Genomic DNA, 24396 nt, shown 5'->3' with positions numbered 1-24396 from the left:
GGCTGATCCTCTGGACGGCGCCCCCTATCGTGGTCGGGTGCAGGCGCTCCCCTCGTTGCGGATGACGGCGAACCTGAACGCGGTCCTGCGCTTCCGGTTGAGCCCGGCCCGGGCGGCCGCGGCGGTCGTGGGTCATGACGTCGCCCACCACGTCGTCGATCCCGAGAACCTGCTGGACCTCGACCCGCTGAACGCGACCGCGCTGACCGACGCCCTGCCCGCCCTCGCCGCCCACGAGCACGAGATGTGGCTGCTGGTGCTGCCGCAGCCCGGCTCGCTCGGGGCCCTGCGCGGACCGGTCGCGCTCAACCGCGCCGCCCTGGAGGTGGGTGAGGCGGTGGTCGCGAGCAGCGGCGGTCTCGCCCTGGTGCCGCACCCGGTCGGCCGCGGCGTGCAGTGGCGCGTCCACGCCGCCGAACGGCCCTTCACCCCGCCGACCTCCTACGACGCCGAGCGGGCGCTGAACGAGACGGTGCTGAGCGCGGCCGCCACCCTGGCCCGGCTCGACGTGGCGGCCGGCAGCCGGCCGCGGTCGGACCCGCCGGCCGACCTCGCGCCCGGCTACAGCTCGCGCCAGCGGTTGGCCGCCGACCGGGCGGCGCGGCTGCTGCTGGCGTGCGAGACCGCGCTGGACTCCGACGGTGCCGCGGTCAGCGCGTACGAGGCAGAAGTCCGCGCCCAAGAGCTCCGGCGGCTGCACCGCGCCGCCGCCGACGCGCTCTGCGCAGCCGCCAGCTGGATCGGTTGACGACGAAGGTCGGCGTCCGACCAGCGAGAACTGTCACCGGCGGTCCGTAGGGTGGACCGCATGCACGACGCTCCTTCCCCCCTGGGCACTCTCTACGCGATCGGCGGCGCCGAGGCGAAGCTCCGCCGTCGTAGCGTGCTGCGCTCGTTCGTCGCGGCGGCCGGCGGCGGCAGCGCCCGGATCGCTGTGGTGCCTACGGCCTCCTCCCTCGGTCCCGAGGTGATCGAGGTCTACCGGGCCGTCTTCACCAGCCTGGGGGCGGCCGAGGTGGTCCCGCTCCGGCCGCAGAGCCGGGCCGAGGCGCAGGACTCCGAGCTCGCCGCCCGGTTGGCCGACGTGGACGCCGTCTTCATGACCGGCGGCAACCAGCTCAAGCTCAGCTCATTCATCACCGGCACCACCTTCGGTGACGCGGTGATCGCCGCCTACCAGCGCGGCGCGGTCGTGGGCGGCACGTCAGCCGGGGCCAGCATCCTCGCCGAGCACATGATCGCCTTCGGCGTCGGCGGGTCGACCCCCCGGCAGCGGATGAGCCAGCTGTCGGTCGGGCTCGGCCTGATCCGGGGCGTCGTCATCGACCAGCACTTCGAGCAGCGCAACCGCTACGGCCGGCTGCTCTCCCTCGTGGCCCAGTCACCGTCGCTGCTCGGGATGGGCGTGGACGAGGACACCGCCGCCGTCGTCCGCAGCGGCCACCAGCTCGAGGTGGTCGGCCGCGGCGCCGTCACCCTGGTCGACGGCCGCGGACTGGTCTCGAACGCCTTCAGCGCGCAGCGGACCGCGCCGCTGCTGATGTCGGGTGCTGTGCTGCACGTGCTGCCCGCCGGCAGCGTCTTCGACCTGAGCACGCGGACGCTGGTCGCCCACGCCGTCCCGGTCGCCGACGCCGAGGTCGAGGAGACCCGGGCGGCCGAGGCGGACCTGCGCCGGCTTGCGCTCGACATCGCCGCCGAAGGCCTTTCGCCGACCACCTACGCCCGGCACCTGCGCCGCGGCAGCCGCAGCTAGCCCTCAGACCGGCGCGTCGGCGAAGTCGGCCTCGACGATCTCCCGGTCCCAGTGGTAGGCCGCGGTGTAGGCCGTCCGGAGCAGCTCGACCGTCCACTCCACCCGGCCGGGCGGCTCGGCCGCCATCGGGCAGCACCGTCTGGTACGGCTGCCCCGCCAGCGGCGGGGTGACGAAGGCGGTCGCGTGGAACCACCGCTGCGTCCAGGCGGAGTCGGTGATCGCGGCCCACACCTGGTCGGTGAGGCGGCGAGGTAGATCTATGCTTCGTCACCCCGTACCGGCTCATGCCTGGCTCGACGGCACCCAGCTCTAGCCGTCGAGGGAGAAGAGCGCGTCGAGCACGGCCCGGCGGGTGGGGTCGGTCAGCGCCCGGAAGACGGCATCGTCGTCGCTGTCTAGGGTCAGAGGTGACCTCTTGGTCACCTGTCGAGGCGCCGGTGCCGGCTGAGCAGGAGGAGTGAAAGGATCAAGCCAGCCGACCCGCGAGGAGCCATCCCTGTGAACGATCTCGCCACCCCTGTGCCCAAACCGGACCTCCGGATCGTCTCCAGCCGGGTGTACCGCGGGCCGAACGTGTGGCACTACGAGCAGGCGATCCACCTGGTGGTGGACCTGGGCGTGCTGGAGGAGCTCCCGACCAACCTGCTGCCGGGATTCGCCGACGCGCTGGTCGAGCGGCTGCCCGGGCTGGCGGGCCACAGCTGCAGCCGAGGCCGTCGTGGCGGCTTCGTCGAGCGGCTGCACGAGGGCACCTGGCTCGGTCACGTGGCCGAGCACATCGCGCTGCAGCTGCAGCAAGCCGTCGGCCACGACATGCGGCGCGGCAAGACGCGCCAGGTCACCGGTGAGCACAGCCAGTACAACGTCATCTACGCCTACTACGACGAGTCGGTCGGGCTGGCTGCGGGTGAGCTCGCGGTCGCCCTGGTCAACGACCTGGTCGCCCCCGATCCTGGGTTCGACTTCGCCGCCGAGCTCGAGCGCTTCATCGTGCGCGGCGAGCGGACGGCGTTCGGCCCGTCCACCCAGGCCATCGTCGACGAGGCGGTGAGCCGGGACATCCCGTGGCTGCGGCTCAACACCTCTTCCCTCGTACAGCTCGGCCAGGGCGTGCACCAGCAGCGGATCCGAGCCACCATGACCTCCAAGACGTCGTCGGTGGCGGTGGACATCGCCAGCAACAAGGAGCTGACCCTCACCTTGCTGGCCGCGGCCGGGCTGCCGGTGCCGCGCTCGAAGGCCATCCGGACGGTCGATGAGGCGGTCCGGCTCGCCAGCCGGACCGGCTTCCCGGTGGTGCTCAAGCCGCTGGACGGCAACCACGGCCGCGGCGTGATGCTCGACCTCGGCGACGAGGACGCGGTGCGCGCGGCGTTCCCGACCGCGTACGAGGAGTCCCGCGGCGGGTGGGTGATCGTCGAGAGCTTCATCACCGGCCGCGACTACCGCTGCCTGGTGATCGGCGGCAAGATCGCCGCCATCGCCGAGCGGGTGCCGGCGCACGTGGTCGGCGACGGGATCGCGACGGTCGCCGAGCTGGTCGAGCGGACCAACGCCGACCCCCGGCGCGGGGTCGGCCACGAGAAGGTGCTGACCCGGATCAAGGTCGACGCGGCCGCGGTCGCGCTGCTGACCGAGCAGGGGCTGGGGCTGGATGACGTGCCGGCGGCGGACCAGACCGTCCAGCTCACGCTCACCGGCAACATGTCCACCGGCGGCATCTCGATCGACCGGACGTTCGAGGCCCACCCCGAGAACGTCGAGATCGCCGAGGAGGCCGCTCGGGTGGTCGGGCTCGACATCGCCGGGATCGACTTCATCGCCCCCGACATCACCCAGCCGGTCCGCGAGACCGGCGGCGCGATCTGCGAGGTGAACGCGGCGCCCGGCTTCCGGATGCACACCCACCCGACCGAGGGTGATCCGCAGTACGTGGCCAAGCCGGTGATCGACATGCTGTTCCCGCCGGGGACGCCGAGCCGGATACCGATCGTCGCGGTGACCGGGACGAACGGCAAGACCACGACCTCACGGATGATCGCGCACATCTTCAAGGGGATCGGGCGCAAGGTCGGGATGACGTCCACCGACGGTGTCGTCGTGGACGAGCGGCTGCTGATCCGCTCCGACGCCTCGGGGCCGCGGTCGGCCAAGATGGTGCTGCAGAACCCGCGGGTCGACTTCGCGGTCTTCGAGGTCGCTCGCGGCGGCATCCTGCGCGAGGGTCTGGGCTATGAGCGCAACGACGTCGGCGTGGTCCTCAACGTGCAGCCCGACCACCTCGGGCTGCGCGGGATCGACACCATCGAGCAGCTGGCCGAGGTCAAGGCCGTCGTGGTCGAGGCGGTGCCACGCAACGGGTTCGCCGTGCTCAACGCCGACGACCCGCTGGTCCGAAGGATGCAGAGGCGCTGCTCGGGCCGGGTCGTCTGGTTCACCATGGCCGAGCCGGGCAGCGAGGTCCGGGACTCGGTCGAGGACCACTGCCGCCGCGGCGGCCGAGCGGTGGTGCTGGAGCACAGCGACCTCGGCGACATGATCATCGTGCTCGAGGGCAAGCGTTCGATGCAGCTCGCCTGGACCCATCTCCTGCCGGCCACGTTCGGCGGCCGCGCCACGATGAACGTCCAGAACGCGATGGCTGCGGCCGCCGCCGCGTTCGCCGCCGGTGCCTCGCTGCACGACATCCGGCAGGGGCTGCGGACCTTCTCCACCACCTACTACCTGTCGCCCGGCCGGCTGAACGAGGTGACCGTCGAGGGCCGGACCGTGATCGTGGACTACTGCCACAACGCCCCCGGGATGCGGATGCTCGGCGACTTCGTCGACAAGACCGCCGACCAGCTCGCCGCCGCGAGCAGTCTCGGCCGGGTCTCCCGGATCGGCGTGGTCTCCACGGCCGGCGACCGGCGCGACGACGACATGCGCGAGCTCGGCCACATCGCGGCGCAGCACTTCGACGTGGTGGTGGTCCGCGAGGACGCCCAGCTACGCGGTCGCGTCCGCGGTGAGGTGGCCGGGCTGATCGCCGAGGGCGCCCGGACTGCGATGGCCGAAGGCGCCCGTTGCCGCCAGCTCGAGACCGTCCTCGACGAGATCGACGCCACCCGGCACGCCATCGCCCGCTCGAACTCGGGCGACCTGATCGTGATCTGCGTCGACCAGCACGCCGTCGTGATGTCGGAGCTCGAGTCCTACGGACACCAGGCCCAGCCCGGTGTCAGTCGCGAGAGCCAAGACGGCAGTCATTCCGTCGCCGACCCGGACTACGTCCCCACCGGGCACTGACCCCAGCCCTCGCGGAGCCCGGCCCCCGGGGCTCGGTGGTCATCGGTGGTCATCGGTGGTCATCGGTGGTCATCGGCGGAGCCTCGACCCCCACTTCACACCCCGACGGGCGTTCTTGCGCCCTCGAGAAGGGGCGCAACGAAGGCCGTGAGGGTGTGAAGTGACCGGGCGGGCGGTAGCCCGGCGCGCGAGTTGGGGGATGGGGTGGCGCGGCTAGCGGTCTAACGGCCGGGCCAGGAGCCCGTCAGCTTTTCGAAGGTCTTGGCGCCGCCGCGGTCGATCAGGGCCTTGACCACGGCGAAGATGGCGCCCTGGATACAGGCGGCCAACAGCACGCTGCCGAGGGAGTGCTCCGGCTCCATGGCGTCGGGAGCGTCGTCGTCGTGGCCCACCCGGCGCCAGATCTGCTTGAAGATCGCGCCAGCCAGCGAGCCGGCCGCGAGGCCGGTCAGCATCCCGACCGGACGGTACGCCAGCTGGGCGGTCTTGGTGCTCACGATGCCCGCGCCTTCCGGACGACGAGCAGGACCACCAGCAGCACCGGCGCGGCCGCCAGCGCGATCTGCACGTTGCGGGGCAGTCCCTTCACCCGGACGACCTGCTCCTGGGCGGTGACCTTGCCCTCGGCGACCTTCTGCTGGGCCGTCGCCTTCACCTCGGCGACCTTGGCCTGCGCGGTCGCCTTGACGTCGTCGACCTTGTGCTGGGCTTGGGCCTTGACGTCCACCTTGTCGGCGAGCGCGTCGACCGACTCGGCCAGGCGGGCGCGGGTGGCGGCGATGTCGGCCTCGATCTCCTCGGGCGTGGCGTCGGCCCCGGGGGCCGGCTGCACGGGCTCGGTCATCGCTGGATCGTCTCCTTGATCTCGGCGACGTCGGTCTTGACGCTCGCCACGGCTCGGGTGGGTACGGGCGGCGCTGCCTCGGTGACCTTCTTCTTTCCTACCAGGGCGGCGACCCCGGCGACCAGCAGCACGACCACGCCGACGATCAGCGCGGCGAGCCAGCCGGGCAGCACCAAGGCGAGGGCGAGCACCGCCGCGGCCAGCAGGACACCGACCGCGTACAGCGCGAGGACGCCAGCGGCGCCGAACGCGCCCACGCCGACGCCGGCCTTCTTCGCCTTGGCGGCGACCTCGGCCTGCGCGAGCCGCATCTCGTCCCGGACGAGCCGGGTGAGGTCGGCCGAGACCGAGCTGACCAGGTCGCCGAGCGACTGGTTCGGCGAGCCGGCCGGGGCGCCGAGGGCGGTGGCGCCCGTGGTGGGTTCGGGTGGGGTGGTGGTCATGCGGTTCTCCTTCGGCGCCGCACGTGCGGCGCTGTTCGCAAGGTCAGTGCTTCTTCTTCTGCTTGCCGGCAGACCCGTCCTCGGGCTCGGGAACGGAGTCGGCCTTGACCGCGTCCCGCTGTCCGATGGGCTGCGCCGGGCCCTTGGTGGTGTCGGCGACGGTCTGCTGCTCGGACTCGGCGTTGATCTCGGCGCCGAGCAGGATCGCGTAGGACGTGATGAACAGCCACAGCAGCAAGATCACGATGCCCGCGAGGGCGCCGTAGGTCTTGGCGTAGCTGCTGAAGTTCGAGACGTAGAGCGAGAACCCGACCGACGCCACGATCCACAGCACGGTCGCGATGACGGCTCCGACGGAGACCCACCGCAGCTTGGGGGCGTCCCGGTCCGGCGCCACCCGGTAGAGCACGGCCAGCGCGACGCTGATCACCACCACGATCAGCAACCAGCGGACGACCTGGATCACGATGGTCACCAGCGTGCTCGTCCCCAGGAAGCCGAGCACGGCGGGCAGGACGGCGACCAGGGCCACGACGAGCAGCAGGAAGACGATGGCGCCCAGCGTCAGGGCCAAGGCGATGGCCCGCTTCTTGATAAAGCCGCGGTTCTCTTCCTCGTCGTAGGCGGTGTTGATGGCCGTCATCAGGTTGCCCATGCCGCCGGAGGCGCTGAACAGTGCGAGCAAGATGGCGACCACGGCCCCGAAGCCGGCCTTGCCGTTGCCGGCGGTCATCGCGATCTGGTCGGCAATGGTCTGCTTGATGTTCTCCGGGATCGCGGAGCCCAGCGCGTCGATCTGCTTGGTGATCTGGGTCGGGTCGGCAAAGAACCCGTACAGCAGCACGGCCGCGATCAGCGCGGGAAAGATCGCGAGGAACGCGTAGTAGGCCATGCCGGCGGCCAGCAGCGGCACGTTGTCGACCTTGGCCTCGGCCCAGCCGCGCTTGGCGATCTGCAACCAGCCCTTGGCCGGTACCTGGGTGGGCTTCTCCGCCGTGCCGCCGGGGACTCCGGCCGCCTGCTTGTCGTTCTGGGTGGCAGCTTGTGTCATGCGTCAACTTCCTGGCTGAGGAACGCCGTGCCCGGCAGTGGTCCTGACAGGCCTTTACAGCGTAAACCACGGCTACCGGTCACCGGGCTGATGCCGGCAGGTGTCGCTGGCCGTCTGCCCGGATCCGATATCCGCATCTAAGGAGGCTCAAACGGGGTAAGAGAGCAGACGCACGATCGTCACATCCCGCTCGAGAGGAACACCCGATGGACATCTTCGAACGCATCCGTTACGCCCGCGACCAGGCCCTGGCGGCCGAACGGACCGAGCGGAAGCGGCTCGCCGAGGCCGACAACGCCGACCTGCAGCGGGCCGCCTCGGTCCGGCTCGCGACGCGGCAGGCTGTCCGCGAGGCGCTGGACGACGTCCTCGACGAGTCATCAGACCCCGAGGCGGAGCTCGACGGCGACGCCGCCGGCGCCTGACTCCTTCGTTCCCTGAGCCCGAGCCGGCTCAGGGGACTCATTCGGCTCAGGAGGCGGCGGCCCGGACCTTCGCGCGCAAGGTGTCGGCACCGTCCTGAGTGGCGCCGGCGGCCAGCAGCCACTCATCCACCGGGCGCCGGTCCTGGTGCGTCATCAGCGCGACGACGTCACCGTGCCTGGCCTGGCCGACCAGCGACCGCAGGCAGGTCAGCTCGTCGGCATGCTCGACCAGCGTCGCCATCCCGGCGTGCGCGGCGCCACGGCTGATCAGCGCACCCATCTCTTCCGGCGGTCGTCCGCGCAGGTACTCACTCTTACGCGCGACCTCGACCACGTCGGCGCCCATCGCGGCCAGCTCGCCGAGCCGGACGAACACGTCGTCGCCGCGGTCCCCGGCCGTACCGACGCCCAGCAGCAGGCGTCCGGCCGGCGACCGCAGACCCTGCAGCACCTCCAGCAGCGCGGCCAGTCCGGCCTCGTTGTGCGCCAGGTCGATCACGACGCTCACCGCTTCCCCGGCTCCGGCGGCCCCGCCGACGGGCAGCGTCCAGATGTTCATCCGGCCGGGGTTGTCCTCCCCGGGCAGGAACGAGGTGAGCCCGTCGGCCACCTCGGCCGCGGTGAAGCCCAGCGCCAGCGCTGCCGACGTCACGGCCAGCACGTTCTCGACGTTCACCCGGCTCAACCCGGCCAGGGTCATCGGGACGTCGGCCACCTCGACGACCGGCAGCGGGTCGGCGCCGGCTCGCAGCACGGTCACCCGGCCGTCGAGCACGGTGGTCACCCGGCCGCCGGCGTCGAGGACGGTCCGCCCGGACGGGGAGTCGGGGTCGCGGCTGAACACCCAGATCTGGGCGGGGGTACCGAGACGCATCGCGAAGGTGCGGGGGTCGTCGGCGTTCAGCACGCACCAACCGGTCGGCTTGGTGATCTTGGTGATCACCGCCTTGACCTCGGCCAGCTGGTCGAGGGTCTCGATCCCGTCCACCCCGAGGTGGTCGGCGCTGATGTTGGTGACCACGGACACGTCGTTCCAGGCGACGCCCACCCCGCGCCGCAGGATGCCGCCGCGGGCGGTCTCGGTCACCGCCAGCTGCACGCCCGGGTGCTGCAGGACCTGGGCCGCCCCGCTGGGGCCGGAATAGTCACCGGGCTCGACCAGCTGGCCGTCGAGGTAGACCCCGTCGGTGCTGGACCAGCCGACCAGCCGGCCGGCACGGCGGGCCACGTGACCGAGCATCCGCGACGTGGTCGTCTTGCCGTTCGTGCCGGTCACCGCCGCGACCGGGACGCGAGGCCGGATCAGCGCGGGCTCACGACCGAGCGGCGCGGTCCGGACCCGCTCCCCCGCCGTCGCGACCACGGCGGCCAGCTCGGCGGCCCTCACGTCGCCGGTAGAGCCTTGACCGGCCAGCGCGTCCAGCACCTCGACGACCGCCTCGCCGAGCGCCTCGGCCCGGCCGGAGTGCCGCCACGGGAACGCCACCACCAGCTCGGCGGTCGAGGAGCCGGGCCGTGAGCGTACGGCCAGTCGGGACACCCCGGCGGCTGCGGCCAGCCGCCGGACCAGCCGACCGACCCAGCGCGCCGCGAAGCGCTGCCGGAACGAGGACGCGGGCGGTCCCGGTCGAGCGCCGCCGAGGCCGAGGCCGGCCGCCAGCTCCTGCGCCCGGTCCGTCGGCAGCCCGAGCAACGCGCTGATGTCCAGCGTCAGCTTCATCGCCGGCCGCGGGAAGTACAGGTTGGGCCCGGTCAGCAGCCTCAGCTCCACGAGCGAGGTCGGAGGCGGACCCTCGGTCACCGACACCGGCGGAGACACTGGTCGGGGACTGCTCAGGCGCCGGTGGAGTGCAGGCCGCCGTCGACGTGCACCATCTCACCGGTCGTCTTGGGGAACCAGTCACTGAGCAGGGCCACCACCGCCTTGGCGGTCGGCTCCATGTCGCGCGGGTCCCAGCCCAGCGGCGCCCGGGAGCCCCAGACCTCGTTGAACGTGTCGGCCCCGCCGATCGCCCGCTTGGCCAACGTCTCGAGCGGTCCGGCGGCCACCAGGTTCACCCGGACGCCCTCGGGCCCGAGATAGCGGGCGAGGTAGCGGCTGGTGCTCTCCAGCGCCGACTTCGACACTCCCATCCAGTCGTAGACGGGCCAGGACACCTGCGCGTCGAAGGTCAGCCCGACCACCGACGACGACGGCGCCAGCAGGGGCTTGCAGGCCATCGTGAGTGAGGCGAGGGAGTAGGCCGAGACCTGCAGCGCGGTGGCCACGTCCGACCAGGGGGTGGAGAGGAACTTGCCGCCGAGCGCGGTCTCGGGGTTGGCGAAGGCGAGGGAGTGGACCAGTCCGTCGAGGTGGTCCACGTGCTGGCCGAGCGTCTCGGCCAGGCCGCTCAGGTGGTCGGTGTTGGTGACGTCGACCTCGAGCAGCGGCGGGACGGGGTCGAGCTTCTTGATCACCCGGCGGGTCAGGCTCATCGCCCGACCGAAGTTGGAGACCACCACGGTCGCCCCCTCGGCCTGCGCGACCCGGGCGACGTGGAACGCGATCGAGGTGTCGAGGGTGACCCCGGCGACGAGGATGGTCTTGCCTTCGAGGATTCCCACTGCGTGCTCCTGTGATCGGGTCGGTCTGCCGCGGCCGTACGGATGGCTGAGGCGGCGGTCAGTGTCCCATGCCCAGTCCGCCGTCGACCGGGAGCAGGGCGCCGGTGATGTAGCCGGCGGCGTCGGAGGCGAGGAACTCCACGGCCCCGGCCACGTCGGCTACCGCCCCGAGCCGGCCCAGCGGGATCGAGGCGGCGTACCGTTTGACCGTCTCCTCAGCCAGCTCGGCGGTCATGTCGGTCTCGATGAAGCCGGGAGCGAGCACGTTCGCCGTGATGCCCCGCGACCCGAGCTCGCGGGCGAGTGAGCGGGCCATCCCGACCAGCCCGGCCTTCGACGCGGCGTAGTTGACCTGACCGGCGGAGCCGAGCTGGCCGACGACGGAGGAGATGAAGATCAGTCGTCCGAAGCGGGCCTTGACCATCGGTCGGACGGCCCGTCGAGCCACCCGGAAGGCGCCGGTCAGGTTGGTGGCCAGCACCGCGTCCCAGTCGTCATCCGACATCCGCATCACCAGCGTGTCCCGGGTGATGCCGGCGTTGGCCACCAGCACCTCGACCGGACCCAGCGCTGCCTCGACCTCACGGTACGCCGCGTCGACCTGCTCCGGGTCGGTCACGTCGCAACGCACGCCCAGCACGCCGTCCGGGACCCCGCCGCTGCGGTAGGTCGCGGCCACCCGGTGGCCGGCCCGCGCCAGTCGGTCGGAGACCCCGGCACCGATGCCCTTGCTGCCCCCCGTGACCAGCACGGTCCGGGGGGTCGGGGCGGGCGGCACAGCGGGCAGATCGGTCGTCACGGCCCTCACGTTAGTGGTCACGGCTGACGGTGTTGTGCCAGGCGTACCCTGGCGCGGTGGTAGACCCGACGCGCGGCCCCGATGAGGATCCTCGGGACCGTGAGCAGCCTGGATCGTCCTCCTCCCGCGGCTCACGGGCGGTGATCACGAACGCTCGCTCAGCGACCAGCGCCGAGATGAGCCAGCGGATACGCCGCTACACGATCACCATGGCCTTCCGGATGGCCTGCTTCCTCAGCATGCTGTTCGTGCACGGGTGGTTCCGCTGGGCGCTGCTGGCCTTTGCGGTCTTCCTCCCCTACATCGCGGTGGTGCTGGCCAACCAGTCCGACCAGCGCACCAAGAACCACACCGTCGAGCCCGGCGCCCCGGCCGACGCGCCGCAGCTCACCACCGGCGAGCCGGTCGACCTCATCCCCGGCGAGATCATCGAGGGCACCGTCGTCACCGAGCCCGACGGCGACGAGGAGCCCGAGGGCCGCGTTGCCTGACCCGGACCAGACCGCACCTCGGCACGGCGTCGACCCGCTGCCGACCGGTCCCGACGGACTCGTCTGCTCGGCCAAGGGCTGCCGGACGGACGCGACGACGGACCTGCAGTGGAACAACCCCACCATCCACACCGCCGACCGGCGCAAGCACTGGCTGGCCTGCGACGAGCACCGCGGCTCGTTGAGCAGCTTCCTGTCCGCCCGCGGCTTCCTGCGCGAGACCGCGAACCTGCCGGCGTAGCGAGCGGGGCGGCTGACCCCGGGTAGCGCTGCGGGTCAGCAAGGCCGATCGCAACCTCTTCGAGGCCCTCGACACGCTCGGGACGCGTCAGCCGCCGATGGCGGACATGGGCCGGTCGGGCTGCAGGAACGACGGGTCGTCGATGCCGTGCCCGGCCTGCTTGCCCCGCAGGGCGGTGATCCAGATGTCGGCGAGGTCGCCGTCGCTGGCCCCGGCGCGCATGACCCCGCGCAGGTCGGTCTCGGACTGGGAGAACAGGCAGGTACGCACCTGGCCGTCCGCGGTGAGCCGGACCCGGTCGCAGCTGCCGCAGAACGGCTTGGTCACGGCCGCGATGATGCCGACGGTGTGGGAGGTCCCGGCCACCCGGAACAGCTCGGCGGGCGCACTGCCCCGGGCGAGGGCGTCCGCGGGGTCCTCCACCAGCCGGTGGTGCGCATCGAGGCGGGCCCAGATCTCCGCCGCCGTGATCATGGTGCGGCGCTGCCACGCGTGCTGGGCGTCCAGCGGCATCTGCTCGATGAAGCGCAGCTGGACCCCCTCGGCCATGGCCCATTCCAACAGGGGCACGGCTTCGTGGTCGTTGACGCCGCGCAGCAGCACCGTGTTGATCTTGACCGGGTCCAGTCCGGCCTCGCGGGCGGCGCGCACGCCGGCCAGGACGTCGGCCAGCCGGCGACGCCGGCTCAGCTGCACGAACGTCTCGGCCTGCAAGGTGTCCAAGGAGATGTTGATCCGGTCGAGCCCCGCAGCCGCGAGTCCTTCGGCGCGCGCGGCCAGCCCGATCCCGTTCGTGGTCAGGGCGAGCACCGGGCGCGGGCTGAGCGCGGCCAGCTCGGTGACCAGCCCTTCGAGGTTCCGCCGCAGCAGCGGTTCGCCGCCGGTCAACCGCACGGTGGTGATGCCGAGCCGTTCGACCCCCACCCGGACCAGCCGGACCACCTCGTCGTCGGCGAGCAGCTGGGCTGAGGGCATCCAGTCCAGACCCTCGGCCGGCATGCAGTAGGTACAGCGCAGGTTGCACTTGTCGGTCAGCGAGAGCCGCAGATCAGTGGCGACGCGACCGAAGCGGTCGGCCAGCGGGCCGCGCCCCGAGCCGGTCGTGGGGCGCCGCAGCACGGGCATCCCCAGCAGAGTGGTCACCCGTTCAGTCTAGGGGTCAGCGTCTGAGCCCTTCCCGGAACGCACAGCCGGCTCTGGCCGCCCTGCGGCGGCACCCGGACGCTGCCCGGATCTGACCCGGGTCAGGGCCCGGATCGGCCCGGGTCCGTTGGACGCAAAGGTCCTGGGACCAACGGTCCGGGCGGCCGGGCGAGGACAGGACTTTCGCCCGCGGGGGTCGGTTCTTTCTCCCCTGCAAGCCCGAGCCGGGTCTCGACAGTATTGAGGTATCAGCTTCCAGCGCCTCCCCGGCGCTGATCTCCGCAGGCCGGTCGACGGCCACACCGCACACCCCCCTCAAGCGCTGTCGCACGCCTACAAGGAGTTCGCCATGTCTCGCAACGCCACTCGCACCGCCACTTCCCCGGCTTCCCCCACCTCCCCCGAGAAGGCCACCATGACCGCGTTCCGCCGCTCCGCCAAGATCCTCGTCACCGCCGCCCTGGCCCTCGCCGCCGGCGCCGCACCGCTCCTGGTCCCCGGCCAGGCCGCCGCTGACACCCCCCTGGTGGTCGACGGCTTCGACCGCACCGTCGCCTCCGGCTGGGGCACGGCGAGCACGGGTGGCGCCTGGACCGTCCCGGCCTACACCACGATGTCGGTCGCCAACAGTGAGGCCAAGGTGTCCGGGGTCGTCGCCGGCCGCACCTTCCGCGCCTACCAGGCCGCGGTCTCCGCCGAGGACGCGGAGGTTCGGGTCGACTTCACCCTCCCGGTGGCCAAGGACTTCCAGTACACGATCGAGTCCCGCAAGCAGGCTGACGGCTCCTCCTACGTGGCGCGGATCCGGATCGACAGCACCGGCAAGCTCTCGCTGGAGCTGCTGCGCAACTCCGCGGGCACCCTGTCCCTGCTCAAGGGCTCCTACATGGACGCCGTTCCGGTGGCCGTCGGCCAGAAGCTGACCATGAAGATCTCGACGAAGGGCGACTCGCCGGTGGTCGTGCAGGGCAAGGTCTACGCGACCGGCGCCGCCGAGCCGTCCTGGCAGACCACGGCGCTCGACAGCGCGGCCAACGCCGTCAAGGTGCCCGGCTACACCGGCCTCACCTTCTACAACGGCCCGTCCAACCCGACGGTCGAGGTCACCACCCAGAACTTCACCACCACCGACGTCACCGCGGCCGCCACCGACCCGGGCACCGGCACCGGTGACGGCGGTAGCACCACCGAGCTGAACGTCCCGCACGGCGCCGGCGCCGTCGGCAGCGCCACCTACCCGGCCCCCGCCAACGCGCTCTACGTCTCCCCCACCGGCAGCGACACCGGGACCGGCACCATCACCAGCCCTTTCAAGACCCTCACCAAGGCGCTGGCCAAGAACACCAACGGCCAGACGATCGTCCTGCGGGCCGGCACCTACCACGAGCAGGTCGTCGTGCCGCCGAACCACGCGGCCACCATCCAGCCCTACCCGAACGAGGCCGTCTGGTTCGACGGCACCAAGGTCCTCGACGGCTTCACCGCCTCCAGCGGCGCCTGGTCCGCCAACTACGACCTGAAGCTCGACTCGGGCCCGACCTACACCCAGGGCGCCCCGGACGGCACCGCCGCCGGCTGGCAGTTCATCAACCCGGCCTACCCGATGGCGTCACACCCCGACATGATCTTCCTCAACAACACCGAGCAGAAGGAGGTCGCCAGCCGCAGCCTGGTCGTCCCCGGCACCTTCTACGTCGACGACGCCAACAGCAAGCTCTACCTGGGCAGCGACCCGACCGGCAAGACGGTCCGCGCCTCCGACCTGCAGTGGGCCTTCTCGCTCCGCGCTCCCGGCACCGTGCTCCGCGGGTTCGGCGTCCGCCGCTTCGCTGACTCGGTCTACCAGCAGGGCGCCATCACCAGCTACTACGAGAACCAGACCCTCGACAACATGACCATCCTGGACAGCGCGACCGCCGGCCTCGGCTTCTTCAAGCCGAACACGACCATCAAGAACACCACGGTCGACGGCAGCGGCCAGATCGGCATCCAGGCCAGCAAGGCCGACAACCTGACCATCAACAACGTCTCGGTCACCGACAGCAACGACGAGCACTTCAACCCGGGCCCCTCGGCTGGCGGCGTCAAGATCACCACCACCCGCAACGTCGTCTTCTCCAACAGCGAGATCCGCCGCTCGGTCGGCAACCAGTTCTGGGCCGACGAGTCCGCCTACAACATCACCGTCGCCAACAACGAGATCATGGACGGCGACCGCTACGGGATCTTCGTGGAGATCTCCTCCACCGCCTCCATCGTCAACAACATCGTCGCCAACAACGCCTACGACGGCATCATGATCGCCGACACCGACAAGGTGAACATCTGGAACAACACCATCGTCAACAACCGCCGCGCCGTGGCCATGGCCCAGGACTCCCGCCGCATCCAGCAGCTGAGCGTCGCCGGCCACGACCCCCGCCGGACCCAGCCCGACCTGACGATGCCCTGGGTGATCGGCAACTCCACGATCGTCAACAACATCATGGCCGCCGGCCCCGACGCCACCGCCGTCCTCGCCGTCGAGTCCTACGAGCTGGCCTTCAACGCCAACGACCTCAACATCGCCTCCAACGGCAACGTCTACTCCCAGCCGGCTCTCGGCATCCCGAACTCCGCCGCCGTCTGGGCCCGCAAGAGCGCTCAGCCCTACGCCTTCGTCCTGCTGGACGACTTCCGCGGGGCCACCGGCCAGGAGTCGACCAGCATCAACCCGCTGATGACCAGCCCGGTCGACAGCACCTACGCCCCCAAGAGCTCGATCGCCGCCAAGGCCGCCACCGTCGCCATGGCCGCCCCGGCCGACATCGCCGCCAAGGCCGGTCAGCCCACCGGAGTCAAGAACCTGGGCGCCTGGGCCCGCGCCGCCCAGAGCTGACCCACCGGGGGCCCACCGGCCCCCACCCGCACGGCCAGCCCGACTCCGGTACCGAGGGAACCTCCCCCGGTGCCGGAGTCGTCTGCGTGGTGGGAGCGGCGCCCGACCCCCCACCGCCCGGCGCGGAACGCACGCCCGGGAGCACGCCGTCGAGCCCCTCGGCGGAAGGCCCCGTTGAAGGCGATTCAGCCCACACAGGAAATCGGCAACAATCGGTACGAAAAATTGGCGGCGGTTGGAATTAGGACATATCCTCAGCCCAGGATGAGCTCCCCCGATAGCACCACAGGTATCGGCACGCTCGCTGCCGGGGGCCAGCCAGACTTGCCGCATCTGCCGATCGAGACCTTGATCGCGCAGCTGGTGGACCACGCCTCCGAGGTGGCCGAGTCCCACCACCGCTTGCGTCGCTTCCACGAGGCGTACGGGCAGATCGTCGGCGAGCTCGTCCTGAGCACCCTGCTGCAACGGATCGTCGACGTCTCCCGCGACGTGGTCGGCGCCCGGTACGCCGCCCTGGGCGTGGTGGGTGCGGACGGCCACTTCGACACCTTCCTGCACAGCGGGGTGGACGCCGAGACGGCCGCCGAGATCGGCGAGCTGCCCAAGGGACGCGGCGTGCTCGGCATGATGATCGACCACCCCACTACCACCCGGCGGACCAGCATCACCTCGGACCCGCACTCCTGCGGCCTGCCCGAGGGGCATCCGCCGATGACCAGCTTCCTCGGCGTGCCGATCTTCGAGCGCGACCGGCTCTACGCCGTCCTCTACCTCACCGACCAGGTCTCGGGCCGCCCGTTCACCGCCGCGGACGAAGAGCTGGCCGAGGCGTTGGTGGCGACGGCGAGCATCGCGATCGGGAACGCCCAGCTCTACGAGGAGTCCCGCCGTCGCCAGGAGTGGCTGCGGGCCGCGGCCCGGCTGAGCCGGGACCTGCTGGGCAGCGAGAAGGACGTGATGACGGTGCTGGAGCGCACCGCCGCCATCGTGCACGAGCTGCTCCACGCCGACACGGTGGCGGTGCTGGTCCCGGACGAGGTCGACACCAGCCTGGCCATCGTGGCGGCCGACGGCAGCGGCAGCCGGGACCTGCTCGGGCTGCGGCTGCCCACCCGCAACAGCATCGCCTGGCGGGCGATGGAGCTGGGCCACGGTCTGCACGAGGACATGGAACGGGTACCGGAGGGACCCGAGGCCGAGCTGCGGATGCTGGTGCCGATGGGGGCGATGCTCATCCTGCCGCTGCGCGGAGAGAACCACTGCCACGGAGCGATCCTCACCATCCGCCGCCCCGGGGTCAGCCCGTTCACCCAGGCGGACCTGGACATGGCCGAGACCTTCGCCGGCCAGGTGGCGGTGGCGATCCAGCTGGTGGAGGCCCGCGCCGACCAGCAGCGGCTGAGCGGCATGGAGCAGCGCGACCAGATCGCCCGGGAGCTCAACGAGCACGTGGTCCAGCGGCTGTTCGCGATCGGGCTGAGCGTCGAGGCCATCGCGCAGCGCGTGCTCAAGGAGCCGGTCCGGCTGCGGCTGTTGCAGAACGTCGAGGACATCGACGAGACGGTGCGGCAGATCCGGTCCTCGATCTTCAGCCTGGTGCCCCCCGGGCCGGTGATGCGCACCCTGCAGGAGGTGGTGCTCGGCGTGGTCGAGGACGTCGCCCCGGTGCTCGACCTCGACCTGGACCTGGACCTGGACGGACCACTCGACCTCCCGGCGACCGCCGATCTCTCCGGTGACGTCGAGGCCGTGCTGCGCGAGTCCCTCACCAACGTTCGCAAGTACGCCCGGGCCACGCAGGTCCAGGTCCGGGTGGTCACCGACGGCTGTCTGTTGGAGATCACGGTTGCCGACAACGGGATCGGCATGCAAGACAGCGCACGACGAAGCGGCTTGGACAATCTGAGCCGCAGGGCGGAGCGGTACGGGGGTCGACTCAGCATCGACAACAAACCGAAAGGCCTGACCCTCTCATGGGCGATTCCTCTGTGACCACCACCGACGCGGACGGCACCACCGAACACACCGACATCCGCGTCTTCCTGATGGACGACCACGAGCTCGTGCGCCGCGGGTTGGTCGACCTGCTGAAGTCCGAGCCGAACATCACCGTGGTGGGTGAAGCCGGCACCGCCGCCGAGGCGCTGCGTCGGATCCCGAGCACCCATCCTGACGTCGCCCTGCTCGACGGGCGGCTCCCCGACGGCAGCGGGATCGACGTCTGCCGCGAGATCCGGTCGAGCAACCCGGAGATCCGCTGCGTGATCCTCACGTCCTTCGACGACGACGAGGCTCTCTTCTCCGCCATCATGGCGGGCGCCTCGGGCTACCTGCTGAAGGAGGTGGGCGGCTCGAGCCTGGTCGCCGGGATCCGGCAGGTCGCCGAGGGTCGTTCGCTGATCGACCCCGCCGTCACCCAGAAGCTGCTGGACCGGCTCCGCAACCCGATCCGTGAGGTGTCCAAGCTCGACGCTCTCACCCCGCGGGAACGGGAGATCCTCGACCTGATCACCGACGGCTACACCAACCGGCAGATCGGCGACAAGCTCTTCCTCGCCGAGAAGACGGTGAAGAACTACGTCTCGATCCTGCTGACCAAGCTGGGCATGCAGCGTCGGACCCAGGCCGCCGTCTACGGAGCCTCGGTCCGTACGGGCGGCTGACCCGTTCCCCGGCTTGGCCGAAGGGCCTGAGCCTGTCGACGTCGCGTCGACAGGCTCGGGCCGCAGAGGTCAGGCCTCCTCGGGCTCCTCAGCCGGTGCGGCGGCGGCGCGGTCGGCGAGCACCCTGGCGCGCTGCCCGATGAGGTAGTAGGCCGCCGCGACGGCTGAGGTCAGCGCGACCGCCCGCATCCACGGCTTGTTCAGCACGTCACCGCTCAGCGCGTCGATCGAGTAGCGGCCGGGACCGCCGACCGCGACCGCCGCACCGACCAGCCCGTACGTGGCCGGCAGCTCGTAGCCGCCGCCCATGTTGAAGAACCCGTTCGGCCCGTGGGTCGAGCTCGCCACGATCATGTTGCCCGCCAACGCAGCACCGGCCGGCCCGGCGGCCAGACCCAGCGCCAGCAGGGCGCCGCCGCCCGCCTCGCATAGGCCTGCGAGCTGGGCGTTGCGTTCACCGGGGACGAAGCCGGCGGAGTCGAAGAACGCGCCGGTGCCCTTGATGCCGCCGCCACCGAAGGAACCGAACAGCTTCTGGGCTCCGTGAGCGGCGCACGCGGCGCCCACCCCGAGCCGGATGATCAGCAGACCGACGTCACTTGCTTTACCCATGGGAGGTCCTCCTCGTCGTGCTTCGTCTTCGCCGTCGCCGACGGCGTCGTCGTTCGCCCGAGGCTAGCCGAGCAGGGCTCAGGCCTCCGCGGCCGGGGTCAACACCCGCTCGGGGTGGGAGTAGACGTTCATCGTCTGGCCCCGGACGAAGCCGACCAGCGTCAGCCCCGCCTCTTCGGCGAGCTCGGCGGCGAGCGAGCTGGGCGCCGAGACGGCCACCATCATCGAGATCCCCGCCAGCACGGCCTTCTGGGTCAGCTCGAACGAGGCGCGGCCCGAGACCACCAGGATGAACTGGCCGAGCGGCAGCATCTGCTGCCGGATGGCCCAGCCGACGACCTTGTCGACCGCATTGTGCCGACCGACGTCCTCGCGTACGCAGACCAGGACCCCGTCCGGGGTCATCAGGCCGGCGGCGTGCAGACCGCCGGTCTTCGCGAAGGTGCGCTGCTGCTCCCGCAGCCGGTCCGGTGCGGCCGAGATCAGCTCGACCGGGATCCGTAGCCCGGCCTCCAGCGGGTGGCTGGTCTGGCGGACGACCTGGTCGATGCTGGTGGTGCCGCAGACCCCGCAGGCACTGGTGGTCACGACGTTGCGTCGCAGGTCGGCCGACGGCGGCGTCACGCCGGAGGCCAGGGTGACGTCCAGCACGTTGTAGGTGTTCAGCCCGTCCGGACCCTCGCCCTCGCAGTACCGGGCTCCGACGATGTCCTCGACGTCGGCCACGATGCCCTCGCTGTGCAGCAGGCCGTGCACCAGGTCGACGTCGTCGCCCGGCGTCCGCATGGTGACGACGAACGGCTCGCCGCCGAGCCGGATCTCCAGCGGTTCCTCGACCGCGAGCGTGTCACTGCGGCGTACGGCCTGGTCAGGCCCCAGCCGGAGAACCGGGTGCAGCCGGGTGACACGTCCCATGCCATCATCCTGACATGGACCTCCCCACCTGGCTGGCAGCCGTGGCGCGGGAGCTGGGCGTCGAGGACGTCCAGCTCGACGAGCCGGCCGTGGCGACCCTGCTGGCCCTGGCCGGCGACGCGGCGCACGGGGTCGAACGGGTGGCGGCTCCGCTGACGACGTTCCTGGCGGGCGTGGCCGTGGGTCGCGGCGCTGAGCTTGCCGCCACGGCCGCAGGTGTGGTCGCGCTGCTGGACGAACCGGCCTGAGCAGGAGGCGGGGCGTGGGCCCGGCGGTTAGCCTGGTCTCGTGCGTCGCCTGTGGGTCCGCTGGACCTGTCTGATCCTCTTCGTGGCCGTCCTGGGCACGGCGTTTGTCAACCTCGGGGACTGGCAGCTGCGGCGGCTGGACCAACGCCAGCAGCGCAACGTCTCGACCGTCACCAACGAGCGGAACCCGGTGATCGGCTTCGACCAGGTGTTCACCCACCCCATCGGGGATCCTGACCAATGGCAGCGGGTACAGGCCACGGGCACCTTCGATGCCGACCACCAGTATCTGCTGCGCTACCGCAGCAACGGTGGCGCCGACGGCTATGAGGTGGTCACCCCGCTGCGCACGTCGGTCGGCAACGTCCTGGTCGACCGGGGCTTCGTGAAGCTCGACCAGGGCCAGCCCATCCCCGCCGCGGCCCCCGCCCCGCCGACCGGCACGGTCACCGTGGTCGGTCACGTCCGCCGCAACGAGCGCGGACGTTCGTCGGCGACGCAACCGGTCGACGGCCAGATGCGGCTGATCAGCTCCGACGCGATCGGGCCGACCCTGCCGTACCCGGTGGTCAACGGCTACATCGGCCTGCTCACCGTCGACCCGCTCCAGACCGGCGGCTTCGTCCCTGTCGTGCTGCCGGAGATCTCCGACGGCCCGCACTTCTGGTACGCGGTGCAGTGGTTCATGTTCGCCGGCATCGGGCTGGCCGGGGTCGTGGTGTTCATCCGCGGAGACCTGCGGGCCCGCAAGGAGGAGCAGGAGGCGGCCGCGACGCCGGTCGTCCCGGCCGAGCCCGTGTCCGCCGGCCCCTGACCCACCTGGGCTGGTGTGTCAGGATCACGGCATGGATCTGGGTCTGCAGGACCGCGTGTTCGTGGTCACCGCCGCCAGCAGCGGTCTCGGCCGGGCCACCGCGGTCGCCCTGGTCGGTGAGGGGGCTCGCGTCGTGCTGGTGGCGCGTCGCGCCGACGTGCTGGCCGAAGCCGCCGCTGAGCTCAACCCGCCGGACGGCCTTCGCGCCGTGACCCTGACCGCCGACGTTGCCGAACCCACGACCGCAGCAGCAGCCAGCACGGCCGCGTTGGAGTCCTTCGGCCGACTCGACGGGGCGCTGGTCAGCGTCGGCGGTCCGCCGGCCGGCAGCGCCCTCGGGACGACCGAGGAGCAGTGGCGGGGGGCCTTCGAGTCGGTCTTCCTGCCGGCGCTCCGGGTCACCCGCGCCGTGGTCGAGCACGGGACCGCCGCCGACCTGGCGATCGGCTGGGTCCTGTCCACCTCGGTGAAGTCGCCGGTCGGCGGTCTGGCCGCCTCCAACGGACTTCGGCCGGGCCTCGGGCTGCTGGTCAAGCAGCTGGCCGATGAGCTGGGGCCGGACGGCACCCGGGTGGTCGGGCTGATGCCGGGCCGGGTGGACACCGACCGCGTCCGACACCTCGACTCGCTGCGCGACGACCCGGCCGCCGCCCGAGCGGCCGCCGAGGCCACCATCCCGCTGCGCCGGTCCGGCCGGCCGGAGGAGTTCGGCCGGGTCGCGGCCTTCGTCCTGTCCCCGGCGGCCTCCTACCTCACCGGGTGCGTGCTGCCCGTGGAGGGCGGCGCGCTGCGCTCGCTGTGAGTCTCCCAGGGCCCTGGCTGTGAGCCGCCCAAGGCGAACGCGGTGAGCCTCGGCCGGGTGCTGGACCTGCTGTGCTGCCCGGTGTGCCGGCAGCCCTTCACCCCCACCGAGGGCGGCGTGCGGTGCGCGCAGGGCCACACCTTCGACCAGGCCCGGCAGGGCTACCTCAACCTCCTGCAGAGCCGACCGCCGCAGCACGCGGACACCCCGGCTATGGTGGCCGCCCGGGAACGGTTCCTCGGCGGCGGTCACTACCGCGCGATCGCCGACGGGCTGGTCGAGGCCGTCCACGCTGGTCTCCGGGGTGGACGACCGGATCCGCTGGCCCCGCTCAGCGTGCTCGAGGTCGGGGCCGGGACCGGCTACTACCTGCAGACCCTGCTGGACGCACTACCCGGCCGCGGGGTCGCGCTGGACATCTCGGTCGCCGCCGCCCGCCGGGCGGCTCGGACCTCGCCCCGGATCGCGGCCGTGGTCGCCGACACCTGGCAGCCGCTGCCGGTTGCCGACCGGGTCCTCGACGTGCTGACCTGCGTCTTTGCTCCACGGAACCCGGCCGAGTTCGCTCGCGTCCTGCGGCCGGACGGCGTGCTGGCGGTGGTCAGCCCGCTACCGACCCACCTCGCCGGCCTTCGGGAGTCGCTGGGTCTGATGGCGGTGGTGGAGGACAAGCAGGAACGGCTCGGCGCAGCCCTGGCCCCCTGGTTCGACCCCCTCGACGAACGTCGCATCCAGCAACGCGCCGGCTGGCCGGCCGACGTGCTCATCGACCTCGTCGCGATGGGCCCGAACGCGTTCCACGCCGACGCGGACCGGCTCGCCGAGCAGGTGCACCGGCTGCCGGACCCGCTCGAGGTCGAGGTGGCCGTGACCGTCAGAACGTGGCGCCCCAGCGACCGGTGACCGTGTGAGCCGCTCGCAGCAGGCTCACCTGGGTCTCGCGTTCGGCCGCGAGCTGCTCCTCCTCGAACTGGCCGGACGCCCTGGCCAGCAGCTGCTTGGTGGCCTGGCTCACCGCCAGCGGGAGGGCGAGCAGCTCCGCCACCAGGGCGTCGACTCCTGCGTCCAGCGCGTCCGGCTCGGCCCGGCGCGACGCCAGGGACAGCCGGACGGCTTCCTCCGCGCCCACCGGGCGCGCCGTCAGGCAGAGGTCGAGCGCGGTCGGGTAGCCGACGAGCTCGACCAGCCGCATGGTCCCGCCCAGGTCGGGGACCAGACCGAGACGGGACTCCGCGGCCACGAGCGCGACGTCGGCGCTCACGACCCGCAGGTCCGCAGCCAGGGCGAGCTGCAGGCCGGCCCCGATGGCGCGGCCCTGCACCACCGCGACCACGACGGCCGGCAGCCGACGCCAGCCGATGAACGCCTCCTGGAACCGGGCGATCGCCGCCTCGACCTGGCCGTCGGACCCCGCCAGCAGGGCCGGGACCGAGCCCTCGTCGGTCCCGTCGGGTCGCAGCTGCCGCAGGTCGAGCCCCGCGCTGAAGTCGGGACCGGTGGCACGCAGCAGGACGACCTGGCAGCTGTTCGGGATCGTGGCGCACACCTCAGCCAGCGACGCCCAGGTGCTGAAGGTCTGGGCGTTGCGTACCTCCGGCCGGTCGAGCCAGACGGCCGTGACGCGGGCACCAGTCACCACCGTGACCCCGCCGGGCAACCGGCGGGCGCCGGCGCCGTCGGGGCCCAGACCGGCCAACGCGTTCAGGGGCGGCCCTTCGTGCCGGCGAACTTCTTGCTGTCCGCCTTCGTGGTCTCGCCGTCCGACTTCTTGGTCGCCTTCTTGCCTGTCGCCTTCTTACCGGTCGCCTTCTTGCCCGTCGCCTTCTTACCGGTCGCCTTCTTGCCGGTCGCCTTCTTGCCGGTCGCCTTCTTACCTGGGGACGGCTCGGCGGGCGGGGCCGTGCGGTCGGCTGGGCCTGGCCCCGGGGTGGCCGCTGCGGAAGCTTTCCTCGTCGGGGCCGGGCGGGTCGAGGTCGTCGTCGCGGCCGACGCGCTCGCGGTGGCCGCAGCGCCCCGGGTCGGCCCACCTCGGCCGCGCAGCGGCACCCCGGCTTCGGTGATCACCCCGTGCACGAAGCCGAAGGAGCGACCGATGTCCTCGGCGAGGGCACGGATGCTCTCTCCGGCCTGGTAGCGCTCGGCGAGCGACGCGCCGAGCGTGGTCCGGTCGGCTCCGGTGATGCGCGATCCCTTGGTGAGGGTGTCCGACACCGCCGCCTCCTGTGCTGATGACCGCCCTCCCGCATGAGTCAGAGGAGCAAACGGCGCTCGGGCCACCATGATCAACTGACCATGATCATCCGCGCAACCCCCCAGCGGGGTTGACGATCGTCGCCTCTGGCGCAAGTGACACCGCCTCTGGCGCAAGTGACACC

26 protein-coding genes are annotated in these 24396 nt (G+C 71.6%); 13 read left to right on the top strand and 13 right to left on the bottom strand.

The features are described 5' to 3' along the window. Positions 1-37 precede the first annotated feature (37 nt). Together ACFE76_RS18355 and ACFE76_RS18350 are read left to right on the top strand one after the other, a co-directional pair. Complete coding sequence (locus ACFE76_RS18355; protein WP_375433227.1) at positions 38-748, top strand: hypothetical protein; 711 nt, start codon at positions 38-40, stop codon at positions 746-748. Positions 749-808: 60 nt separating this feature from the next. After that, positions 809-1756, top strand: a complete 948-nt coding sequence (locus ACFE76_RS18350; RefSeq protein WP_375433226.1) for a cyanophycinase — start codon at positions 809-811, stop codon at positions 1754-1756. 3 nt (positions 1757-1759) lie between these two features. Here ACFE76_RS18350 and ACFE76_RS18345 read toward each other — a convergent pair whose 3' ends face one another. Continuing rightward, positions 1760-1882 carry a hypothetical protein gene (locus ACFE76_RS18345; RefSeq protein WP_375433225.1) on the bottom strand — a complete coding sequence of 41 codons (123 nt, stop codon included), beginning with the start codon at positions 1880-1882 and terminating at the stop codon, positions 1760-1762. Positions 1883-2255: 373 nt separating this feature from the next. Here ACFE76_RS18345 and cphA point away from each other — a divergent pair, with 373 nt between their 5' ends. Then, positions 2256-5045, top strand: coding sequence for a cyanophycin synthetase (cphA, locus tag ACFE76_RS18340; protein WP_375433224.1), 2790 nt, complete (start codon positions 2256-2258; stop codon positions 5043-5045). Between the two features lie 221 nt (positions 5046-5266). On the opposite strand, the gene ACFE76_RS18335 is transcribed toward cphA, so the two are convergent. From ACFE76_RS18335 to ACFE76_RS18320, 4 genes are read right to left on the bottom strand one after another with little or no spacing between them, the layout of a single operon-like run. Next, entirely contained in the window at positions 5267-5542 is a 276-nt protein-coding gene (locus tag ACFE76_RS18335) for a DUF4235 domain-containing protein (protein WP_375433223.1), read from the bottom strand. After that, the gene (locus tag ACFE76_RS18330; RefSeq protein ID WP_375433222.1) at positions 5539-5889 is read right to left on the bottom strand and encodes a DUF3618 domain-containing protein; all 351 of its coding nucleotides are present in this window, start codon (positions 5887-5889) and stop codon (positions 5539-5541) included. The genes ACFE76_RS18335 and ACFE76_RS18330 overlap by 4 nt, the downstream gene beginning before the upstream one ends. Then, entirely contained in the window at positions 5886-6332 is a 447-nt protein-coding gene (locus ACFE76_RS18325) for a phage holin family protein (protein ID WP_375433221.1), read from the bottom strand. Before ACFE76_RS18325 ends, ACFE76_RS18330 begins: the two co-directional genes overlap by 4 nt. Before the next feature lie 43 nt (positions 6333-6375). Further along, positions 6376-7383, bottom strand: coding sequence for a YihY/virulence factor BrkB family protein (locus tag ACFE76_RS18320; protein WP_375433220.1), 1008 nt, complete (start codon positions 7381-7383; stop codon positions 6376-6378). Between the two features lie 206 nt (positions 7384-7589). Here ACFE76_RS18320 and ACFE76_RS18315 point away from each other — a divergent pair, with 206 nt between their 5' ends. Beyond that, a complete protein-coding gene (locus ACFE76_RS18315) occupies positions 7590-7808 on the top strand; it encodes a hypothetical protein (protein WP_375433219.1) in 219 nt (72 codons plus the stop codon). 46 nt (positions 7809-7854) lie between these two features. Here the strand turns inward: ACFE76_RS18315 and ACFE76_RS18310 are convergent, their stop codons facing one another. Genes ACFE76_RS18310 through fabG form a run of 3 tightly spaced genes read right to left on the bottom strand, consistent with a single transcriptional unit; the run spans position 7855 to position 11190 of the window. After that, positions 7855-9615, bottom strand: coding sequence for a Mur ligase family protein (locus ACFE76_RS18310; RefSeq protein ID WP_375433218.1), 1761 nt, complete (start codon positions 9613-9615; stop codon positions 7855-7857). Positions 9616-9641: 26 nt separating this feature from the next. Then, positions 9642-10412 carry an enoyl-ACP reductase FabI gene (gene fabI, locus ACFE76_RS18305; protein ID WP_375433217.1) on the bottom strand — a complete coding sequence of 257 codons (771 nt, stop codon included), beginning with the start codon at positions 10410-10412 and terminating at the stop codon, positions 9642-9644. A gap of 58 nt (positions 10413-10470) precedes the next feature. Next, positions 10471-11190, bottom strand: coding sequence for a 3-oxoacyl-ACP reductase FabG (gene fabG / locus ACFE76_RS18300; protein WP_375433245.1), 720 nt, complete (start codon positions 11188-11190; stop codon positions 10471-10473). Positions 11191-11240: 50 nt separating this feature from the next. Here fabG and ACFE76_RS18295 point away from each other — a divergent pair, with 50 nt between their 5' ends. Beyond that, positions 11241-11702, top strand: a complete 462-nt coding sequence (locus tag ACFE76_RS18295) for a DUF3099 domain-containing protein (RefSeq protein ID WP_375433216.1) — start codon at positions 11241-11243, stop codon at positions 11700-11702. Beyond that, positions 11695-11943, top strand: coding sequence for an acetone carboxylase (locus ACFE76_RS18290; RefSeq protein ID WP_375433215.1), 249 nt, complete (start codon positions 11695-11697; stop codon positions 11941-11943). The genes ACFE76_RS18295 and ACFE76_RS18290 overlap by 8 nt, the downstream gene beginning before the upstream one ends. 87 nt (positions 11944-12030) lie before the next feature. On the opposite strand, the gene moaA is transcribed toward ACFE76_RS18290, so the two are convergent. Continuing rightward, on the bottom strand, positions 12031-13068 hold the full coding sequence (moaA, locus tag ACFE76_RS18285; protein ID WP_375433244.1) for a GTP 3',8-cyclase MoaA: 1038 nt from the start codon (positions 13066-13068) through the stop codon (positions 12031-12033). 367 nt (positions 13069-13435) lie between these two features. Between moaA and ACFE76_RS18280 the strand changes: the two genes are divergently transcribed. The 3 genes from ACFE76_RS18280 to ACFE76_RS18270 all read left to right on the top strand — a co-directional run bounded on the left by ACFE76_RS18280 (position 13436) and on the right by ACFE76_RS18270 (position 18630). Next, positions 13436-15964: a right-handed parallel beta-helix repeat-containing protein gene (locus ACFE76_RS18280; protein WP_375433214.1), complete on the top strand. Its 2529-nt coding sequence runs from the start codon at positions 13436-13438 to the stop codon at positions 15962-15964. A 264-nt stretch (positions 15965-16228) separates the two neighbouring features. Beyond that, the gene (locus tag ACFE76_RS18275; protein ID WP_375433213.1) at positions 16229-17959 is read left to right on the top strand and encodes a GAF domain-containing sensor histidine kinase; all 1731 of its coding nucleotides are present in this window, start codon (positions 16229-16231) and stop codon (positions 17957-17959) included. Positions 17960-18012: 53 nt separating this feature from the next. Further along, positions 18013-18630, top strand: a complete 618-nt coding sequence (locus ACFE76_RS18270) for a response regulator (RefSeq protein ID WP_375433243.1) — start codon at positions 18013-18015, stop codon at positions 18628-18630. A gap of 69 nt (positions 18631-18699) precedes the next feature. Here ACFE76_RS18270 and ACFE76_RS18265 read toward each other — a convergent pair whose 3' ends face one another. Both ACFE76_RS18265 and fdhD read right to left on the bottom strand, forming a co-directional pair. After that, positions 18700-19242, bottom strand: coding sequence for a DoxX family protein (locus ACFE76_RS18265; protein WP_375433212.1), 543 nt, complete (start codon positions 19240-19242; stop codon positions 18700-18702). 78 nt (positions 19243-19320) lie between these two features. After that, on the bottom strand, positions 19321-20157 hold the full coding sequence (fdhD, locus tag ACFE76_RS18260; RefSeq protein ID WP_375433211.1) for a formate dehydrogenase accessory sulfurtransferase FdhD: 837 nt from the start codon (positions 20155-20157) through the stop codon (positions 19321-19323). A gap of 14 nt (positions 20158-20171) precedes the next feature. On the opposite strand from fdhD, the gene ACFE76_RS18255 reads away from it, so the two are divergent. From ACFE76_RS18255 to ACFE76_RS18240, 4 genes are read left to right on the top strand one after another with little or no spacing between them, the layout of a single operon-like run. Further along, the gene (locus ACFE76_RS18255; RefSeq protein WP_375433210.1) at positions 20172-20405 is read left to right on the top strand and encodes a DUF6457 domain-containing protein; all 234 of its coding nucleotides are present in this window, start codon (positions 20172-20174) and stop codon (positions 20403-20405) included. A gap of 40 nt (positions 20406-20445) precedes the next feature. Next, positions 20446-21219, top strand: a complete 774-nt coding sequence (locus ACFE76_RS18250; protein WP_375433209.1) for an SURF1 family protein — start codon at positions 20446-20448, stop codon at positions 21217-21219. Between the two features lie 31 nt (positions 21220-21250). Continuing rightward, entirely contained in the window at positions 21251-22021 is a 771-nt protein-coding gene (locus tag ACFE76_RS18245; protein ID WP_375433208.1) for an SDR family oxidoreductase, read from the top strand. 42 nt (positions 22022-22063) lie between these two features. Continuing rightward, the gene (locus ACFE76_RS18240; protein ID WP_375433207.1) at positions 22064-22924 is read left to right on the top strand and encodes a putative RNA methyltransferase; all 861 of its coding nucleotides are present in this window, start codon (positions 22064-22066) and stop codon (positions 22922-22924) included. On the opposite strand, the gene ACFE76_RS18235 is transcribed toward ACFE76_RS18240, so the two are convergent. Both ACFE76_RS18235 and ACFE76_RS18230 read right to left on the bottom strand, forming a co-directional pair. Continuing rightward, positions 22896-23717 carry an enoyl-CoA hydratase/isomerase family protein gene (locus tag ACFE76_RS18235; protein WP_375433206.1) on the bottom strand — a complete coding sequence of 274 codons (822 nt, stop codon included), beginning with the start codon at positions 23715-23717 and terminating at the stop codon, positions 22896-22898. The genes ACFE76_RS18240 and ACFE76_RS18235 overlap by 29 nt on opposite strands. A gap of 5 nt (positions 23718-23722) precedes the next feature. Next, positions 23723-24232, bottom strand: a complete 510-nt coding sequence (locus ACFE76_RS18230; RefSeq protein WP_375433205.1) for a helix-turn-helix domain-containing protein — start codon at positions 24230-24232, stop codon at positions 23723-23725. Between the last annotated feature and the right edge of the window lie 164 nt (positions 24233-24396).

The sequence above is a fragment of the uncultured Friedmanniella sp. genome, from assembly GCF_964244005.1.
Classification (GTDB): domain Bacteria; phylum Actinomycetota; class Actinomycetes; order Propionibacteriales; family Propionibacteriaceae; genus Microlunatus.
The sequence above is the reverse complement of the archived record's forward strand: the minus strand, read 5'-3'. Positions and strand labels throughout refer to the sequence as shown.

Bases quoted from the DNA above. Each gene is read 5' to 3' on its own strand.
- ACFE76_RS18350 (WP_375433226.1), top strand. From the start codon at position 809: ATGCACGACGCTCCTTCCCCCCTGGGCACTCTCTACGCGATCGGCGGC.
- ACFE76_RS18345 (WP_375433225.1), bottom strand. From the start codon at position 1,882: ATGGCGGCCGAGCCGCCCGGCCGGGTGGAGTGGACGGTCGAGCTGCTC.
- ACFE76_RS18330 (WP_375433222.1), bottom strand. From the start codon at position 5,889: ATGACCGAGCCCGTGCAGCCGGCCCCCGGGGCCGACGCCACGCCCGAG.
- ACFE76_RS18325 (WP_375433221.1), bottom strand. From the start codon at position 6,332: ATGACCACCACCCCACCCGAACCCACCACGGGCGCCACCGCCCTCGGC.
- ACFE76_RS18320 (WP_375433220.1), bottom strand. From the start codon at position 7,383: ATGACACAAGCTGCCACCCAGAACGACAAGCAGGCGGCCGGAGTCCCC.
- ACFE76_RS18315 (WP_375433219.1), top strand. From the start codon at position 7,590: ATGGACATCTTCGAACGCATCCGTTACGCCCGCGACCAGGCCCTGGCG.
- moaA (WP_375433244.1), bottom strand. From the start codon at position 13,068: ATGCCCGTGCTGCGGCGCCCCACGACCGGCTCGGGGCGCGGCCCGCTG.
- ACFE76_RS18280 (WP_375433214.1), top strand. From the start codon at position 13,436: ATGTCTCGCAACGCCACTCGCACCGCCACTTCCCCGGCTTCCCCCACC.
- ACFE76_RS18275 (WP_375433213.1), top strand. From the start codon at position 16,229: ATGAGCTCCCCCGATAGCACCACAGGTATCGGCACGCTCGCTGCCGGG.
- ACFE76_RS18270 (WP_375433243.1), top strand. From the start codon at position 18,013: ATGGACGACCACGAGCTCGTGCGCCGCGGGTTGGTCGACCTGCTGAAG.
- ACFE76_RS18265 (WP_375433212.1), bottom strand. From the start codon at position 19,242: ATGGGTAAAGCAAGTGACGTCGGTCTGCTGATCATCCGGCTCGGGGTG.
- fdhD (WP_375433211.1), bottom strand. From the start codon at position 20,157: ATGGGACGTGTCACCCGGCTGCACCCGGTTCTCCGGCTGGGGCCTGAC.
- ACFE76_RS18255 (WP_375433210.1), top strand. From the start codon at position 20,172: ATGGACCTCCCCACCTGGCTGGCAGCCGTGGCGCGGGAGCTGGGCGTC.
- ACFE76_RS18245 (WP_375433208.1), top strand. From the start codon at position 21,251: ATGGATCTGGGTCTGCAGGACCGCGTGTTCGTGGTCACCGCCGCCAGC.